Source organism: Streptomyces sp. NPDC000878 (genome assembly GCF_053599695.1).
Map to the genome: position 1 here is coordinate 399,510 of NZ_JBSFMT010000001.1, position 16,989 is coordinate 416,498.

12 protein-coding genes are annotated in these 16,989 nt (G+C 70.4%); 9 read left to right on the forward strand and 3 right to left on the reverse strand.

The features are described from left to right. Positions 1 to 98 precede the first annotated feature (98 nt). Positions 99 to 1,070 carry an LLM class flavin-dependent oxidoreductase gene (locus ACWDR4_RS01665; RefSeq protein WP_450402460.1) on the reverse strand — a complete coding sequence of 324 codons (972 nt, stop codon included), beginning with the start codon at positions 1,068 to 1,070 and terminating at the stop codon, positions 99 to 101. Positions 1,071 to 1,359: 289 nt separating this feature from the next. Here ACWDR4_RS01665 and ftsY point away from each other — a divergent pair, with 289 nt between their 5' ends. After that, positions 1,360 to 2,562, forward strand: a complete 1,203-nt coding sequence (ftsY, locus tag ACWDR4_RS01670; protein WP_450402462.1) for a signal recognition particle-docking protein FtsY — start codon at positions 1,360 to 1,362, stop codon at positions 2,560 to 2,562. A 134-nt stretch (positions 2,563 to 2,696) separates the two neighbouring features. Here ftsY and ACWDR4_RS01675 read toward each other — a convergent pair whose 3' ends face one another. Next, a complete protein-coding gene (locus ACWDR4_RS01675; RefSeq protein WP_450402465.1) occupies positions 2,697 to 3,359 on the reverse strand; it encodes a bifunctional DNA primase/polymerase in 663 nt (220 codons plus the stop codon). A 457-nt stretch (positions 3,360 to 3,816) separates the two neighbouring features. Between ACWDR4_RS01675 and nsdA the strand changes: the two genes are divergently transcribed. From nsdA to ftsH, 6 genes are all read left to right on the forward strand, one after another. Then, entirely contained in the window at positions 3,817 to 5,301 is a 1,485-nt protein-coding gene (gene nsdA, locus ACWDR4_RS01680) for a transcriptional repressor NsdA (protein ID WP_450402467.1), read from the forward strand. Between the two features lie 310 nt (positions 5,302 to 5,611). Next, positions 5,612 to 6,952, forward strand: a complete 1,341-nt coding sequence (locus ACWDR4_RS01685) for an ammonium transporter (protein WP_450402470.1) — start codon at positions 5,612 to 5,614, stop codon at positions 6,950 to 6,952. Continuing rightward, a complete protein-coding gene (locus ACWDR4_RS01690) occupies positions 6,949 to 7,287 on the forward strand; it encodes a P-II family nitrogen regulator (RefSeq protein ID WP_235474567.1) in 339 nt (112 codons plus the stop codon). Before ACWDR4_RS01685 ends, ACWDR4_RS01690 begins: the two co-directional genes overlap by 4 nt. A gap of 28 nt (positions 7,288 to 7,315) precedes the next feature. Next, positions 7,316 to 9,775, forward strand: a complete 2,460-nt coding sequence (locus ACWDR4_RS01695) for a [protein-PII] uridylyltransferase (protein ID WP_450402473.1) — start codon at positions 7,316 to 7,318, stop codon at positions 9,773 to 9,775. A gap of 120 nt (positions 9,776 to 9,895) precedes the next feature. After that, entirely contained in the window at positions 9,896 to 11,455 is a 1,560-nt protein-coding gene (gene ffh, locus ACWDR4_RS01700; RefSeq protein WP_450402475.1) for a signal recognition particle protein, read from the forward strand. A gap of 100 nt (positions 11,456 to 11,555) precedes the next feature. Then, on the forward strand, positions 11,556 to 13,493 hold the full coding sequence (ftsH, locus tag ACWDR4_RS01705; RefSeq protein ID WP_450402478.1) for an ATP-dependent zinc metalloprotease FtsH: 1,938 nt from the start codon (positions 11,556 to 11,558) through the stop codon (positions 13,491 to 13,493). 6 nt (positions 13,494 to 13,499) lie between these two features. Here the strand turns inward: ftsH and ACWDR4_RS01710 are convergent, their stop codons facing one another. After that, on the reverse strand, positions 13,500 to 14,348 hold the full coding sequence (locus tag ACWDR4_RS01710; protein ID WP_450402481.1) for an SAM-dependent methyltransferase: 849 nt from the start codon (positions 14,346 to 14,348) through the stop codon (positions 13,500 to 13,502). Between the two features lie 198 nt (positions 14,349 to 14,546). On the opposite strand from ACWDR4_RS01710, the gene proS reads away from it, so the two are divergent. Both proS and ACWDR4_RS01720 read left to right on the forward strand, forming a co-directional pair. Then, positions 14,547 to 15,962: a proline--tRNA ligase gene (gene proS, locus ACWDR4_RS01715; RefSeq protein WP_450402483.1), complete on the forward strand. Its 1,416-nt coding sequence runs from the start codon at positions 14,547 to 14,549 to the stop codon at positions 15,960 to 15,962. 251 nt (positions 15,963 to 16,213) lie between these two features. After that, a complete protein-coding gene (locus ACWDR4_RS01720) occupies positions 16,214 to 16,816 on the forward strand; it encodes a hypothetical protein (RefSeq protein WP_105973762.1) in 603 nt (200 codons plus the stop codon). Positions 16,817 to 16,989: the final 173 nt, after the last annotated feature.

The following is a 16,989-nucleotide window of genomic DNA, read 5'->3' on the forward strand; positions in this document are numbered from 1 at the left end:
GGCCAAGTCCCCGCTGCCCTCCTCCTCGTACCCCCGCCGCCCCCGGCTCGGCCACTGCCCGAGCCGGGGGCGGCTTCTCCTGTTCCGGGGCGGGTACGTCAGGCCGCCAGCGCCGGTACCACCCGCTCCCCGAACAGCCGCAGGCTCCGCCAGCCCTCCTCCACCGGCATCCCGCCCGACAGCGGATGCAGCACGTAGTTGTCCAGGCCCTGCGCCACACACTCCTCCGGCGTCAGGATCCGGTAGACGCCCTCGGTGCGCAGTTCCTCGACCGTCGTCGCCGCCGACTTCACGGCGGAGCGGATGTCGCCGGACTGCCAGGAGGCGTATGTGCGGGCCTCGTGCAGGAAATGGTGGCCGTGCTCGGCCCAGGTCCGGTCCGGGTCCTCGGTGATGTGCAGCAGCGGGGTCTCGGCGGCCGGCATCATCGTCCAGCCCTCGGTGCCGTACTCGACGAGCCGTTCCTTGTAGTAGGCCTCCAGCTCGGGCAGGTGTGCGCTGGGGAAGAGGGGGAGGCCCAGACGGGCGGCGCGCCTTGCCGCTGCCTTCGACGAGCCGCCCACCAGGAGCAGCGGGTGCGGGTCGGTGCACGGGCGCGGAGTGACCCGTACCGTACGGCCGCGGTACTCGAACTCCTCCCCGGTCCAGGCCTTGAGGAGGGTCTCCAGCAGCTCGTCCTGGAGCTTGCCGCGCCGCTTCCAGTCGGCGCCGAAGTGGGCGTACTCCTCGGGCCGGTATCCGATCCCGGCGACCGTGACCAGCCGTCCGCCGCTCAGGAGGTCGAGTACGGCGATGTCCTCGGCGAGCCTCAAGGGGTCGTGCAACGGGCCGATCACCGCCGACACGGTCACCGCGATCCGCCGCGTCGCCCCGAACACGGCTCCCGCGAAGGCGAACGGCGAGGGCAGCCAGTTGTTGGCGACGCCGTGGTGCTCCTCGGTCTGGACGGTGGTGATGCCGTGGGCGTCGGCGTACGCGGCCATCTCGATCGCGGCCTGGTAGCGGGCGCGGAGGTCGGCGGGGGTGGCGTCGGGGGCGACCAGGTTGAAACGTACGACGGTGACGGGCATGGGGGTCCCTTCCGGCGGGTGTGCCGGGGGAGATTAGCTGACGGTGTGTCAGATGGCCAGGGGTAAGGGGAGGGGGTGTCGCGGCCCACCGGATGGGCCGTGACACCCCCTGGGGATGCTGCTCCGCATACCCGACGGTTTCCGCATACTGGTGCCGTTGTGACTCCGCCCCTGGGGGCTTCCCGGCCGACGTGAGGTCGGACGGCGGACCAGCCCGGCCCGGTGGTGCCTGCGGCCCCGTGTGGGCAACGAACGTCCGGGCGGTAGGTCACGCCATACTGGACAGGCTATGGAAACCATCATCCTTGCTGTAGTCATCGCCGTGATCGTGCTCGGTGTGCTCGGTGGGCTCGTCGTCGGCAGCCGCAGGAAGAAGCCGCTGCCCCCGGCGCCCCCCACGACACCCGACCTCACCGCCCCTCCGGCCGAGCCGCACGTCGGCGACGAGGCCGAGACGCCGCGCGACGAACCGCGCCGCACGATAGAGGAGGTGGATCTTCCCGAGGCGGGAGACGGCGCGGCCGTCGCCGTCGAGGAGCCTCCCTCCGCTCCCGAGATCGAGGTACCGGAGCCGACCGCCGGGCGGCTGGTCCGGCTGCGCGCCCGGCTCTCCCGGTCGCAGAACGCGCTCGGCAAGGGGCTGCTCACGCTGCTCGCGCGCGAGCACCTCGACGACGACACCTGGGAGGAGATCGAGGACACCCTCCTCACCGCCGACGTCGGTGTCCTGCCCACCCAGGAGCTGGTCGAGCGGCTGCGCGAGCGCGTGCGGGTGCTCGGTACGCGGACCCCCGGCGAGCTGCGCGCGCTGTTGCGCGAGGAGCTGCTCAAGATCCTCGAACCCGGGTTCGACCGCGTCGTGAACACCGACTCGCCCCTCGACACCCCGGGCATCGTGATGGTCGTCGGTGTCAACGGCACCGGCAAGACCACCACCACCGGCAAGCTCGCGCGCGTGCTCGTCGCCGACGGCAAGAACGTCGTCCTCGGTGCCGCCGACACCTTCCGGGCCGCCGCCGCCGACCAGCTCCAGACCTGGGGCGACCGGGTCGGGGCCCGTACGGTGCGTGGTCCTGAAGGGGGCGACCCCGCCTCCATCGCCTTCGACGCGGTCAAGGAAGGCATCGAGGCCGGTGCCGACGTCGTTCTCATCGACACCGCCGGGCGGCTCCACACCAAGACCGGGCTCATGGACGAGCTGGGCAAGGTCAAGCGCGTCGTCGAGAAGCACGCCCCGCTCGACGAGGTGCTCCTCGTGCTCGACGCCACGACCGGGCAGAACGGGCTCGTCCAGGCCCGTGTCTTCGCCGAGGTCGTCGACATCACCGGCATCGTGCTCACCAAGCTCGACGGCACCGCCAAGGGCGGGATCGTCATCGCCGTGCAGCGCGAGCTGGGCGTGCCGGTGAAGCTGATCGGGCTCGGCGAGGGGGCCGACGACCTGGCTCCGTTCGAGCCGGAGGCGTTCGTTGACGCACTTATCGGCGACTGAACTCCTGGACCACCTGTGAACGTTCAGGGGTGGTGGTCCGTCGAACGGTGCAGCATGAAGCGCCCGTCCCAAGGTGCAGTTGGGAACGGGCGCTTCGTCGTGTGAGTCGGGGTTCGGCGTCGAGCGCGTCGGAGCTACGCCCGCGACCGGTGCGCCACATAGGCCAGCGTTCCCAGCAGCAGCCTCGCCGCCGGAGGCTTCGTCGCCGTGTCCAGGGCGGGCGGGCGCAGCCAGGCGACCGGGCCGAGGCCGCCCCGGTCGGACGGGGGCGCCGTGAGATACGTACCGGCGCCGAGGCCGTGCAGGTCGAGGGTCGCGTCGTCCCAGCCCATGCGGTAGAGGAGCTGGGGCAGTTCGGTGGCGGCGCCGGGGGCGACGAAGAACTGGGCACGGCCCTGCGGGGTGGCCGTGACCGGCCCGAGGGGGATGCCCATGCGCTCCAGGCGCACCAGGGCGTGGCGGCCGGCCGGTTCGGCGACCTCGATCACGTCGAAGGCGCGGCCCACGGGGAGCATCACCGAGGCGCCGGGGAACTGGCCCCAGGTGTCCGTGACCTCGTCGAGCGTGGCGCCGGCCGCGACCCGGGGTGCGAAGCCCAGCGGGTGGGCGCCCGGCGTGGGACAGTCCGGCAGGCCGCAGGAGCAGGCGCCGCCCGCCGCGCGGGCGCCGGCCACCACGTCCCAGCCCCAGAGGCCGGTGTACTCGGCCACGGCGGTGCACTCTGACGACCGGCCGCGGCGGCGCGTGCCGGGCCGGATCTCGCGGATACCCCGGCTGCTACCGATCGTGAAGCCCATGCCCCCTCCAACGGGTCCGACGCACCGGTGGTTACGAGATGCACGTGGAACGTAACCCTGTGTTTCCGACTGCCCGACAGCCCTGCCCGCCATCACCTGTTTCAGTCGGCGCCCGGAAGTACCGCGGGTAGTGCGCTGGGCGGCGTGCGCCCTCGTGTGCATCGTTCCGCCCACTCCCGGCTGTCCTCTGTCAAGTGAATCCTGTGCAGCCACCCGTGAGTTCATTCGAAGGGGTGGCGAATGGTGGCGTTTCCTGGATCCCCATGGCTGGAGCCGTGATCGTAGGATTACTTTGAGTGCACGAGGCCTGGGGGCACATGCGCTTGTGGGTATGCCGGAGGCAAGTCGGCTTCCCGTTCGAAGGGTGAGAACCGCCGGACGCGAAGCCTATTTACCGGCATTCTGATAGGGCTTGGCGCACTCGGCGACAAGTGGTCTCAGGGATGGGGGCGTTCCAGTGGGCGGCAACGGCGGAAGCACGACGACCTCGGCTGGCGCTGACAAGCGCCCGAACGAGCTGCTCGGCTCGTGGTTCGTGCGCAGCGGCTGGTCCAAGGGCGAGCTGGCGCGCCAAGTGAACCGCCGGGCCCGCCAGTTGGGCGCCAACCACATCTCCACCGACACCTCACGGGTCCGGCGCTGGCTCGACGGGGAGAACCCGCGCGAACCGATCCCGCGCATCCTGTCCGAACTGTTCTCCGAGCGCTTCGGCTGTGTCGTCTCCGTCGAGGACCTGGGGCTGCGCGCCGCCCGCCAGTCACCGTCCGCGTCCGGCGTCGACCTGCCCTGGACGGGCCCGCAGACCGTGGCCCTGCTCAGCGAGTTCTCCCGCAGCGACCTGATGCTGGCCCGCCGTGGCTTCCTCGGCACCGCCCTCGCCCTCTCCGCCGGACCGACCCTGATCGAGCCCATGCAGCGCTGGCTCGTCCCCGTGCCCCCCGCCCCGCCCGAGGAACCCGAGCACCCGTCCGCCGCACGCCGGGCCGGCCGGCTCTCCCCGCCCGAGCTGGAGCTGCTGGAGTCCACCACCGCCATGTTTCGGCAGTGGGACGCCCAGTGCGGCGGCGGTCTGCGCCGCAAGGCGGTGGTCGGACAGCTGCACGAGGTCACCGACCTCCTCCAGGAGCCCCAGCCCGAGGCCACCACCCGCAAGCTGTTCAAGGTCGCCGCCGAGCTGGCCGAACTCGCCGGCTGGATGTCGTACGACGTGGGACTCCAGCCGACCGCCCAGAAGTACTTCGTGCTGGCCCTGCACGCCGCCAAGGAGGCCGGGGACAAGCCCCTCGGCTCGTACATCCTGTCGTCCATGAGCCGCCAGATGATCCACCTCGGCCGGCCGGACGACGCCCTCGAACTGATCCATCTCGGGCAGTACGGCAGCCGTGACTGCGCGAGCCCCCGCACCCAGGCCATGCTGTATGCGATGGAGGCACGCGCATACGCCAATATGGGACAGCCCGGAAAGTGCAAGCGGGCGGTGCGGATGGCCGAGGACACGTTCGCGGACGTACACGATTGGGACGAGCCCGACCCCGACTGGATCCGTTTCTTCTCCCGGGCCGAGCTGTACGGCGAGAACTCCCACTCCTTCCGCGACCTGGCCTATGTCGCCGGCCGCAGCCCCACCTACGCCTCCCTCGCCGAGCCCCTCATGCGCAACGCCGTCGACCTGTTCGCGAAGGACACCGATCACCAGCGGTCGTACGCACTGAACCTGATCGGCATGGCCACCGTCCACCTCCTCCAGCGGGAGCCCGAACAGGCCACCGTGCTGGCCGCGGAGGCCATGGGAATCGCCAAGAAGGTGCGCTCCGAGCGCGTCAACACTCGTATCCGAAAAACCGTCGACACGGCCGTACGCGACTTCGGGGATCTCACCGAGGTCGTCGACCTCACCGACCAGCTCGCGATCGATCTGCCCGAGACCGCCGAAGCGGTCTGAACCCCCGGAACCCCGGCCGCGGCAGGCCCTCCCGAACAGCCCGACTCGGCTCCCCCGCCAGGTCATCGGAAGGCCCGCCGCGGTCGGTCCCCCGCCCTGGGCGAAGGTTGCGCCACGATAACGATCGGCGCGTCCGACATCTGGCAGTTCATCGATCCGTAACACGCAAGGCACCTTCGTCACTGTGGCGAAACATCGAGGGGCGTCGACCGAAACGGCGCTGCGCCAATCTCTGGCGCATAACCGGCCCACCCCTCAATCCGCTCAGGCTTCGCCCGCACGGGGCCGTACCAATGACGAGGAGACGCCGATGGCATCAGCCGCCATCACGCTAGCCGCAGACGCTCCCACGCTGTCTGCCGCGAACACCGGGTTCATGCTGATCTGTTCAGCCCTGGTGTTGCTCATGACCCCCGGACTCGCCTTCTTCTACGGCGGCATGGTCCGGGTCAAGAGCACTCTGAACATGTTGATGATGAGCTTTATCAGCATCGGGATCGTCACGATCCTCTGGGTGCTCTACGGCTTCTCGCTCGCCTTCGGCACCGACAAGGGCGGCTTCATCGGCTGGACCTCGGGCTGGGTCGGTCTGAGTGACATCGGCACCGCCGATCTGTGGGACGGCTACACCATCCCGATCCTGGCCTTCATGGTCTTCCAGATGATGTTCGCGATCATCACGCCCGCCCTGATCAGCGGTGCGCTCGCCGACCGCGTGAAGTTCACCGCGTGGGCGCTGTTCGTCGCCCTGTGGGCCACGGTCGTGTACTTCCCCGTCGCCCACTGGGTGTGGGGCGCGGGCGGCTGGGCCTTCGAGCTGGGCGTCATCGACTTCGCCGGTGGTACGGCGGTCCACATCAACGCGGGTGCCGCGGCGCTCGGCGTGATCCTGGTCATCGGCAAGCGCGTCGGCTTCAAGAAGGACCCGATGCGCCCGCACAGCCTCCCGCTGGTCATGCTCGGCGCCGGTCTCCTCTGGTTCGGCTGGTTCGGCTTCAACGCCGGCTCGTGGCTCGGCAACGACGACGGCGTCGGCTCGCTGATGTTCGTCAACACGCAGGTCGCCACCGCCGCCGCCATGCTCGCCTGGCTTGTCTACGAGAAGATCCGCCACGGCGCGTTCACCACGCTGGGCGCCGCCTCCGGCGCGGTCGCGGGTCTGGTCGCCATCACCCCCTCGGGCGGCGCGGTCTCCCCGATCGGCGCGATCGCCGTCGGCGCCATCGCCGGTCTGCTGTGCGCCATGGCCGTCGGCCTCAAGTACAAGTTCGGCTACGACGACTCGCTCGACGTCGTCGGTGTCCACCTCGTCGGCGGTGTCGTCGGCTCCCTGCTGATCGGCTTCTTCGCCAGCGGCAAGGGCCAGTCCGAGGTCCAGGGCCTCTTCTACGGCGGCGGCCTCGACCAGTTCTGGAAGCAGTGCGCGGGCGTCTTCGCGGTCCTCGGCTACTCCCTGGTCGCCTCCGCGGTCCTCGCCTTCCTCATCGACAAGACCATCGGCATGCGCGTCACCGAGGACGACGAGGTGGCCGGCATCGACCAGGCCGAGCATGCCGAAACCGCATACGACTTCAGCGGCACCGGCGGTGGCTCGGGCTTCACCTCCTCGCCGACCCCTGCTGAGGGCACTGCCAAGAAGGTGGACGCATGAAGCTCATCACCGCCGTTGTGAAGCCCCACCGGCTCGACGAGATCAAGGAGGCCCTCCAGGCCTTCGGGGTCCACGGTCTGACGGTCACCGAAGCGAGCGGCTACGGTCGTCAGCGGGGCCACACCGAGGTCTACCGCGGCGCCGAGTACACGGTCGACCTCGTTCCCAAGATCCGTATCGAGGTCCTCGCCGAGGACGACGACGCCGAGGGCCTGATCGACGTCATCGTCAAGGCGGCCCGGACCGGCAAGATCGGTGACGGCAAGGTCTGGTCCCTCCCGGTCGACACGGCCGTCCGGGTCCGGACCGGCGAGCGCGGCCCGGACGCGCTCTGAGGCAGGAAAAAAGAACAGGAGTCGCTGGGTGACGAGTACGAACGTGCGTAAGGATGCAGAGGACTCGGGACCCAGCGGCTATGCGGCGGCCCGGCTGCGCCTCCTCACCGAGGGGGTGCGGTCCGGGCCGCCGCGCCGTGCGGCCCTCGCCGAACTGACGGACGACTGGCTGACCGGCCTGTTCACGGCGGGCGCCGAGGGACTGCGCGGAGTCTCCCTGGTCGCCGTCGGCGGCTACGGCAGAGGCGAACTCTCCCCACGCAGCGACCTCGACCTGCTCCTCCTACACGACGGCAGCGACTCCGCCGCGGTCGCGGCCCTCGCCGACCGCCTCTGGTACCCCGTCTGGGACCTCGGCCTCGCCCTCGATCACTCCGTCCGGACCCAGTCCGAGGCTCGCAAGGTGTCCGGCGAGGACCTCAAGGTGCAGCTGGGCCTGCTCGACGCCCGCCACCTCGCCGGAGACCTCGGCCTCACCGCCGGCCTGCGCACCGCCGTCCTCGCCGACTGGCGCAACCAGGCCCCCAAACGCCTCCCCGAACTCCAGGAACTCTGCGCCGAGCGCGCCGAACGCCAGGGCGAGCTGCAGTACCTCCTCGAACCCGACCTCAAGGAGGCCCGCGGCGGCCTGCGCGACGCCACCGCCCTGCGCGCCGTCGCGGCCTCCTGGCTCGCCGACGCCCCGCGCGAGGGCCTCACCGACGCCCGCCGCCGCCTCCTGGACGTCCGCGACGCCCTCCACCTCACGACCGGCCGCGCCACCGACCGCCTCGCCCTCCAGGAACAGGACCAGGTAGCCGCCGAACTCGGCCTCCTCGACGCCGACACACTCCTGCGGCAGGTGTACGAGGCCGCCCGCGTCGTGTCGTACGCCAGTGACGTCACCTGGCGCGAGGTGGGGCGCGTGCTGCGATCACGCGCCGTACGCCCGCGCCTGCGCGCCATGCTGGGCGGCGGCAAACCGGTGGCGGAACGTTCACCCTTGGCCGAGGGCGTCGTCGAGCAGGACGGCGAGGTGGTGCTCGCCCGCGCCGCCCGCCCCGACCGCGACCCCGTACTCCCGCTGCGCGCCGCCGCCGCAGCCGCCCAGGCGGGCCTCCCGCTTTCCCTGCACGCGGTCCGCCGCATGGCGGTGGCGGCCCGCCCGCTGCCGACCCCGTGGCCGGCGGAAGCCCGCGAACAACTGGTGACGCTGCTGGGCTCGGGCCGCCCGACCATCGAGGTCTGGGAGGCGCTGGAGGCCGAGGGCCTGATCACCCACCTCCTCCCCGACTGGGAGCGCGTCCGCTGCCGCCCGCAGCGCAACGCCGTCCACATCTGGACGGTCGACCGCCACCTCATCGAAACGGCCGTCCGCGCCTCCGAGTTCACCCGCCGGGTCAGCCGCCCCGACCTCCTCCTCGTCTCCGCGCTGCTCCACGACATCGGCAAGGGCTGGCCCGGCGACCACTCCGTCGCGGGCGAGATCATCGCCAAGGATGTCGCCGCCCGCATCGGCTTCGACCGCGCGGACGTGGCGGTGCTGGCCACTCTCGTACGTCACCATCTGCTCCTGATCGACACCGCCACCCGGCGTGACCTGGAGGACCCGGCCACCGTGCGCTCGGTCGCCGAGGCGGTCGGCTCGCAGAGCACCCTGGAACTGCTCCACGCGCTCACCGAGTCCGACGCGCTGGCCACGGGTCCGGCCGCCTGGTCGACCTGGCGCGGCTCGCTCGTCGCCGACCTGGTGAAACGGGTCGCCGCCGTGCTCTCCGGGGACGCCCCCGAGGAACCCGAGGCCGCCGCGACCACCGCCGAACAGGAACGGCTCGCCATCGAGGCGATCGCGACCGGGGGGCCGGTCCTGTCGCTGCGCGCCCAGACGGAGCCCCCGGCGGAGGCATCGGCCGAGGAGGAGCCCTCCGGGGATCCCGAGCCGCTGGGCGTGGAACTCCTGATCGCCGTACCCGACCAGCCGGGGGTGCTGCCCGCAGTTGCCGGGGTGCTGGCGATGCACCGGCTGACGGTCCGCACGGCGGAACTGCGCGCACTGGAGCTTCCCGACGGCGTCGAGGGCGCGGTCCTGCTCCTCGACTGGCGGGTAGCCGCGGAGTACGGCTCCCTGCCCCAGGCGGCCCGCCTCCGCGCCGACCTCGTACGGGCCCTGGACGGCTCCCTGGACATCGCGGGCCGCCTGGCCGAACGCGACGCGGCCTACCCGCGCCGCCGGGGCGTGGTGGCCCCGCCGGCCCGGGTGACTGTCCATCCGACGGCCTCCCGCCTGGCCACGGTGATCGAGGTGCGGGCACAGGATGCCCCTGGGCTGCTGCACCGGATCGGACAGGCACTGGAGGACGCGGGGGTGCGGATGCGGAGCATGCATGTCAGCACGCTGGGGTCGAATGCCGTGGACGCGTTCTACGTGACCACGGCCAAGGGCGCGCCTCTGCCGGGGGACGAGGCGTCTTTGGTGGCGCGGAAGCTGGAGGAGATGCTGCGGGGGTGACTGCCTCCGCAGGTTTCCGTCCCCGCCTGCTGAATCAGCAGGCGGGGACGATTTGCTTGCAGGGCCCGATACCCTGGAGAACAGCCCACTCTGCCCCCGACTCCGAGGACCGACGCCGCCGTGTTCGATACTCTCTCCGATCGCCTCCAAGCCACCTTCAAAACGCTCCGGGGCAAGGGCCGGCTTTCCGAGGCGGACATCGACGCCACGGCCCGCGAGATTCGTATCGCGCTCCTCGAAGCGGATGTGGCGCTGCCCGTCGTGCGTACGTTCATCAAGAACGTCAAGGAACGCAGCATGGGGGTCGAGGTCTCCAAGGCCCTCAACCCCAGCCAGCAGGTCCTCAAGATCGTCAACGACGAGCTGGTGACGATCCTCGGCGGCGAAACCCGGCGCCTCCGCTTCGCCAAGAACCCGCCCACCGTCATCATGCTGGCCGGTCTCCAGGGTGCCGGTAAGACCACCCTCGCGGGCAAGCTGGGCAAGTGGCTCAAGGACCAGGGGCACTCGCCCCTCCTCGTCGCCGCCGACCTCCAGCGCCCCAACGCCGTCAACCAGCTCAGCGTCGTCGCCGAGCGGGCCGGGGTCGCCGTCTACGCGCCCGAGCCGGGCAACGGGGTCGGGGACCCGGTCAAGGTCGCCAAGGACTCCATGGAGTTCGCGAAGACCAAGGTCCACGACATCGTGATCGTGGACACCGCAGGCCGCCTCGGTATCGACGCCGAGCTGATGCAGCAGGCCGCGGACATCCGGGACGCGGTCTCGCCCGACGAGATCCTTTTCGTCGTCGACGCCATGATCGGTCAGGACGCCGTCAACACGGCCGAGGCCTTCCGGGACGGTGTCGGGTTCGACGGTGTCGTCCTGTCGAAGCTCGACGGGGACGCCCGTGGTGGTGCCGCGCTCTCCATCGCCTCGGTGACCGGCAAGCCGATCATGTTCGCGTCGAACGGCGAGAAGCTCGACGACTTCGACGCCTTCCACCCCGACCGGATGGCCTCCCGCATCCTCGACATGGGTGACCTGCTCACCCTGATCGAGCAGGCGGAGAAGACGTTCAGCCAGGAAGAAGCCGAGGCAATGGCCTCGAAGCTGGCGTCCAAGAAGGGCCAGGACTTCACCCTGGACGACTTCCTGGCCCAGATGGAGCAGGTCAGGAAAATGGGCAGCATCAGCAAGCTGCTCGGGATGCTGCCCGGCATGGGGCAGATCAAGGACCAGATCAACAACCTCGACGAGCGCGATGTGGACCGTACGGCGGCCATCATCAAGTCGATGACCCCGGCCGAGCGCCAGGAACCGACGATCATCAACGGCTCGCGCCGCGCCCGTATCGCCAAGGGTTCCGGTGTCGAGGTCAGCGCGGTCAAGGGCCTGGTCGAGCGGTTCTTCGAGGCCCGCAAGATGATGTCCCGCATGGCCCAGGGCGGCGGCATGCCGGGGATGCCCGGGATGCCGGGCATGGGCGGCGGGCCCGGCCGGTCGAAGAAGCAGCCCAAGCAGGCCAAGGGCAAGCAGCGCTCCGGCAACCCGATGAAGCGCAAGCAGCAGGAGCAGGAGGAGGCCGCGCGCAAGGCCGCAGGCGCCCAGGGCGCTCCGGGCGGCGCGTTCGGTCTGCCGGGCCAGCAGGCCGGCCAGGACTTCGAGCTGCCGGACGAGTTCAAGAAGTTCATGGGCTGATTCGACAAGTCCGTACGTCGTTCAGGGCGCCCCTCGCCAGAGGGGCGCCCTCGTGCGTTCTGCGCGTGCCCGCGCCCGGGGTGTGTCGTAACGTCCGCATATGACCAACCCTGTGCCGCCGCGCAAGGCCCCCGACCAGCCGTGGCGTTCCGAGGGCACTCCGGAGGAGGAGCCACCGAAGCCGTCACCCGGTGGGCGGCGGATGCGGGGCGGCTGGTGGAATCTGATCCTCGCCGCCCTGGTCGTGTATCTCATCGCCAACCTCGTGCTGTCCTTCTTCAACGACGGTGACGAGCCGACGATCTCGTACACCGCGTTCAGCAAGCAGGTCGCCGACGGCAACGTCAGCAAGATCTACTCCAAGGGCGACGCGATCCAGGGCCAGCTGAAGAAGGCCCAGGACAACCCCGAGGGCGACGGCAAGTACACCAAGTTCAAGACGCAGCGCCCGGAGTTCGCGGACGACCAGCTCTGGGAGCAGCTGACCAAGAACAACGTCACCGTGACGGCCGAGCCGGTCGTCCAGCAGCGCAGTTTCCTGGTCAACCTGCTGATCTCGCTGGCCCCGATGCTGCTTCTGGTCGTCCTGTGGGTGTTCATCGCGCGGCGGATGAGCGCGGGGCTGGGCGGTGGGGGCGGGATGCTGGGGCGCAAGGCGCCGCCGAAGCCGGTCGAACTGGAGCCGGGGGCGCAGCGCACGACGTTCGCGGACGTGGCGGGCATCGACGAGGTCGAGGGTGAGCTGAACGATGTCGTCGACTTCCTGAAGAACCCGGACGCCTACCGCCGTATGGGCGCCAAGATGCCGCGCGGTGTGCTGCTGGCCGGTCCGCCCGGTACCGGCAAGACGCTGCTCGCGCGGGCCGTCGCGGGTGAGGCGGGGGTGCCGTTCTTCTCGGCCTCGGCGTCGGAGTTCATCGAGATGATCGTGGGTGTCGGTGCCTCGCGGGTACGGGAACTGTTCGCGGAGGCCCGCAAGGTGGCGCCGTCGATCATCTTCATCGACGAGATCGACACCATCGGGCGGGCCCGCGCGGGCGGTTCCGGCATGGGCGGTCACGACGAGCGTGAGCAGACCCTGAACCAGATCCTCACCGAGATGGACGGCTTCTCCGGTTCGGAGGGCGTGATCGTCCTCGCCGCCACCAACCGCGCCGACATCCTGGACCCCGCGCTGACCCGGCCTGGCCGTTTCGACCGGGTCGTCAACGTCTCGCCCCCGGACCGGGGTGGCCGTGAGGCGATCCTGGAGATCCACACCCGGCAGATCCCGCTGGCCCCGGACGTGGACCTGGCCCAGGTGGCTCGTACGACGCCGGGGATGACCGGCGCCGAACTGGCCAACCTCGCCAACGAGGCCGCGCTGCTCGCGGTCAAGCGGCAGCAGGAGCTGGTCACGCAGGCCGATCTGTCGGAGGCGCTGGAGAAGGTGCAGCTGGGCGCCGAACGCCCCCTGGTCATGCCGACCGAGGAGCGTCGGCGCACGGCGTACCACGAGAGCGGCCATGCCCTGCTCGGCATGCTCCAGCCGGGCGCCGACCCGGTCCGCAAGATCACCATCGTGCCCAGGGGGCGGGCGCTCGGGGTCACTCTCTCCACCCCCGACTCCGACAGATACGCGTACACGGAGGAGTATCTGCGCGGTCGGATCATCGGTGCGCTGGGCGGTATGGCGGCCGAGCAGGTGGTGTTCGGTGTGATCACCACGGGTGCGGAGAACGATCTCGAACAGGTGACCAATATCGTGCGGGGCATGGTCGCGCGCTGGGGCATGAGCGAGCGGGTCGGCCGCCTCTCGGCGCTCCCGAACGACGCCCAGCAGGCGTACGGCCTCTCGGCGGCTCCGCAGACCCTGGACGTGATCGAGCACGAGATGCGGCGCATCGTCGACGAGTGCTACGAGGAGGCCTGCGGCAAGCTCCGCGACCACCGGGTCCAACTGGACGCGCTGGCCACGGCCCTGCTGGAGAACGAGACGCTGGAGGAGGCCGAGGCGTACCGGGTCGCCGGTGTCGCGCGCCTGGGCAAGGACGTCTGAGCCGGCTCACGCCGTCCGGGCGATGAGGTACCGGAAGACGTTCGGCATCCAGATCGTTCCGTCCCGCCGCTGGTGCGGGTGCAGCGCCTCCGCGAGTTCCTTGTCGACCTGTTCCTGGCCGGTCGCCGTGATCGCCGCGTCGAAGAGTCCCGTCGACAGCAGCCCTCGTACCGCGCTGCCCAGGTCGGCGTACCCGAACGGGCATGCCACGCGTCCGGAGCCGTCCGGGCGCAGGCCCGCGCGCTGGGCGACCTCCTCCAGGTCGTCGCGGAGCGCGGGGCGCCAGCTGCCCGTGACGCGCAGTGGATCCGCGAGCCGGGTCGCGACCCGCAGCGCGGCCGACGTGGCGCAGCGCTCCGGTGGACCCCAGCCCGCGAGCACGACGGGCGTGCCCCGTTCGACTGGCGGTACCACCGTCGCGAGGGTCTCGGCGAGCCCTTCGGAGTCGCCCGTGAGAGAGCCGATCGGCTCGAACGCGGTCACCAGGGTGTACGGGGGCGCGTCCGCGTCCATGGGGAGGCTCGCCACGAGCCGGGCGTCGGCACGCGCGCGCGTGCCCGACGATTCGGGCAGTAAGCGCTCCCGCGCGAGGGTCAGCCGTTCGGGTGACGAGGCCTCGACACCGGTGACGGCGGCGCCTCTCGCGGCGGCCATCAGCAGGGCCAGGCCAGAGCCGCAGCCGAGGCCGAGCAGTCGGGTGCCGGTGCCCACTTCCAGCCGTTCGTAGACGGTCTCGTAGAGCGGTACGAGCATCCGCTCCTGGATCTCCGACCAGTCACGCGCGCGTGCGCACAGGTCCACGCGAGTCGTAGGACCCGCGTGAGGCAGGTGCTGCCGCACGAGCGTAGGTGTCATCGAAAGCGCCCCAATCCGCCGAGAGTTGTCGCTGTTCCCGATGTGGTGGCCCCCGTGCAGTGCGCTCGCACTTCCCCCGTATGCCAGGTAACTGCGCCCCCGACCCGCCGTCCAGGGGTTGTGGGGCCGAGGTTGTGCGCCGGCTGTGCTCACGAAAAGAATTCACATGCCGGCAACGTGGGCCCGTAGCATCGCGTCATGGCAAAGGCACCCGTACTCACGCCTCAGGCAATTGACTTCCCCCGCTGGTACCAGGATCTGGTCGGCAAGGCGGAGTTGGCCGACAACGGCCCAGTGCGGGGCTCCATGGTCATCCGGCCGTACGGGTACGGGCTGTGGGAGCGGATGCAGGCCGAGATGGACGCGCGGATCAAGGAGACGGGTACGCAGAACGCGTACTTCCCCCTGCTGATCCCGCAGTCGTACTTCGCCAAGGAGGCCGAGCACGTCGAGGGTTTCGCGCCGGAGCTGGCCGTGGTCACGCACGGCGGCGGCAAGGACCTCGAAGAGCCCGTGGTGGTGCGCCCGACCTCCGAGATGATCATCAACGACTACTTCTCGAAGTGGGTGCAGAGCTACCGCGATCTGCCCCTGCTGATCAACCAGTGGGCGAACGTGGTGCGTTGGGAACTGCGGCCCCGGCTCTTCCTCCGGACGACGGAGTTCCTGTGGCAGGAGGGCCACACCGCGCACGCCACCCAGGAGGACGCCCGCGCCTTCGCCGCGCACATCCACCGGAGCGTCTACGAGGACTTCATGGTGAACGTCCTGGCGATGGACACGGTTCCCGGCCGCAAGACGGTCAAGGAGCGCTTCGCCGGCGCGATCAACACGCTCACCCTCGAAGCCATGATGGGCGACGGCAAGGCCCTTCAGATGGCCACCAGTCATGAGCTGGGCCAGAACTTCGCCAAGGCGTTCAACACCAGTTTCCTGTCGAAGGAAGGCAGGCAGGAACTCGTCTGGCAGACGTCCTGGGGTTCGACGACCCGCATGATCGGCGCCCTGGTGATGGCGCACGGCGACGACAACGGCCTGCGGGTCCCGCCGCGCCTCGCCGCGATCCAGGCCGTGGTCCTCGCGATCAAGGGCGACGACGCGGTTCTGGCCAAGGTCCGCGAACTCGGCGACCGGCTGAAGGCGGCGGGCGTACGCGTCCACGTGGACGACCGCACTGACGTGCCCTTCGGCCGCCGCGCCGTCGACTGGGAGCTGAAGGGCGTGCCCGTACGGATCGAGGTCGGCCCCCGCGACCTGGAGAGCGGCACGGCGATGCTCGTCCGCCGCATTCCGGGCGGCAAGGAGCCGGTGGCCCTCGACACGCTCGTACGACTGCTGCCCACTGTCCTCGAAGAGGACCAGGCGTTGCTGCTGGCCCAGTCGCGCGAGCGCCGGGAGTCGGGTACGTCGGACGTGTCGACGTTCGAGGAGGCCGTCGAGGTGGCGACCGGCGGCGGCTGGGCGCGCATCCCCTGGGCGGTGCTCGGCGAAGAGGGCGAGGCCCGGCTGGGCGAGCACGCGGTGACCGTACGGTGTCTGGTCGCCGCGGACGGGTCGGTGCCGGACGCCGATGACGCACCGGGTAACGTCGCCATCGTCGCGCGCGCTTACTGAGGTACGGACGAGAGCGACCGAAAGGCCTCTTGCGTACCGGACGACCACAGGTGCCCCGGCGTGCGGACAGCGTCTACACGCCGGGTCGTACGTGGGGCTACGCACCGGCTTGGTATGAGCTGTGAGGCTTCTCCGCAGATCAGCGCACCCGCCCTCGTCCGGACGCATCAGCGGCAACTGACGGGTACGTGCAAATTATTTGGGATGGCCCGGAATCGGAACACAGCGGCACCCAGGCTCGTTGTCATTACGTGAGCACGACACAGACACCACCTGTTCTCGCCGCAGAACTGGCGCAGGCGTGGGCCGACATTCAGCGGTACCACCCCGAGCTGCCCGATCTTGCCGCGCCCGAGTCCCTGATCGGAGAGTCGTCGTCCGCCTGCGGACACGCGCTCTCCTTCGAGCGACTGCTTCATGAGGCAGTCCATGGCATCGCCGCCGCCCGCGGAGTACGCGACACATCCCGGGCCGGCCGCTACCACAACCGCAGATTCCTCGCGATCGCCGAGGAGCTGGGCCTGGACCACCCGGAGGAACCGCATCCCAGCAGCGGCTTCTCACTGGTCACGCTCAACCCCGAGGCGAAGCGGCGCTACCGCCCCACCATGGAGCGGCTGCAGCGCGCCCTGAAGGCGCACACGGTGGCCACATCCGCCGACACGACCCGCGCCTTCCGCGGCCCGGCCGCGCGCCACGGCTCCTCCGGGGGCGGGGTGCGCGTGAAGGCCGTCTGCGACTGCGGTCGCAACGTGCGCGTCGTCCCGTCGGTGCTGGCGCAGGCGCCGATCGTGTGCGGCGGCTGCGGCAAGCCGTTCAGAATCCCCGAGATCGTGGGCGCGGGCGCCGCGTGAGGCTCCGCCCCGCAACGTGATCGAGCCCGGCATCTCGTGGGTGCCGGAGGAACACGTGGGGAGAGGTTCGTCGGGGTGCTGCTGTGCGCAGGACATTGCCCGTACCGTCGTAGGTGTACTTCCGGACGTTGCCCAGCGGGTCGGTGACGGAGGCGGGCTGGTGGTCGGCGGTG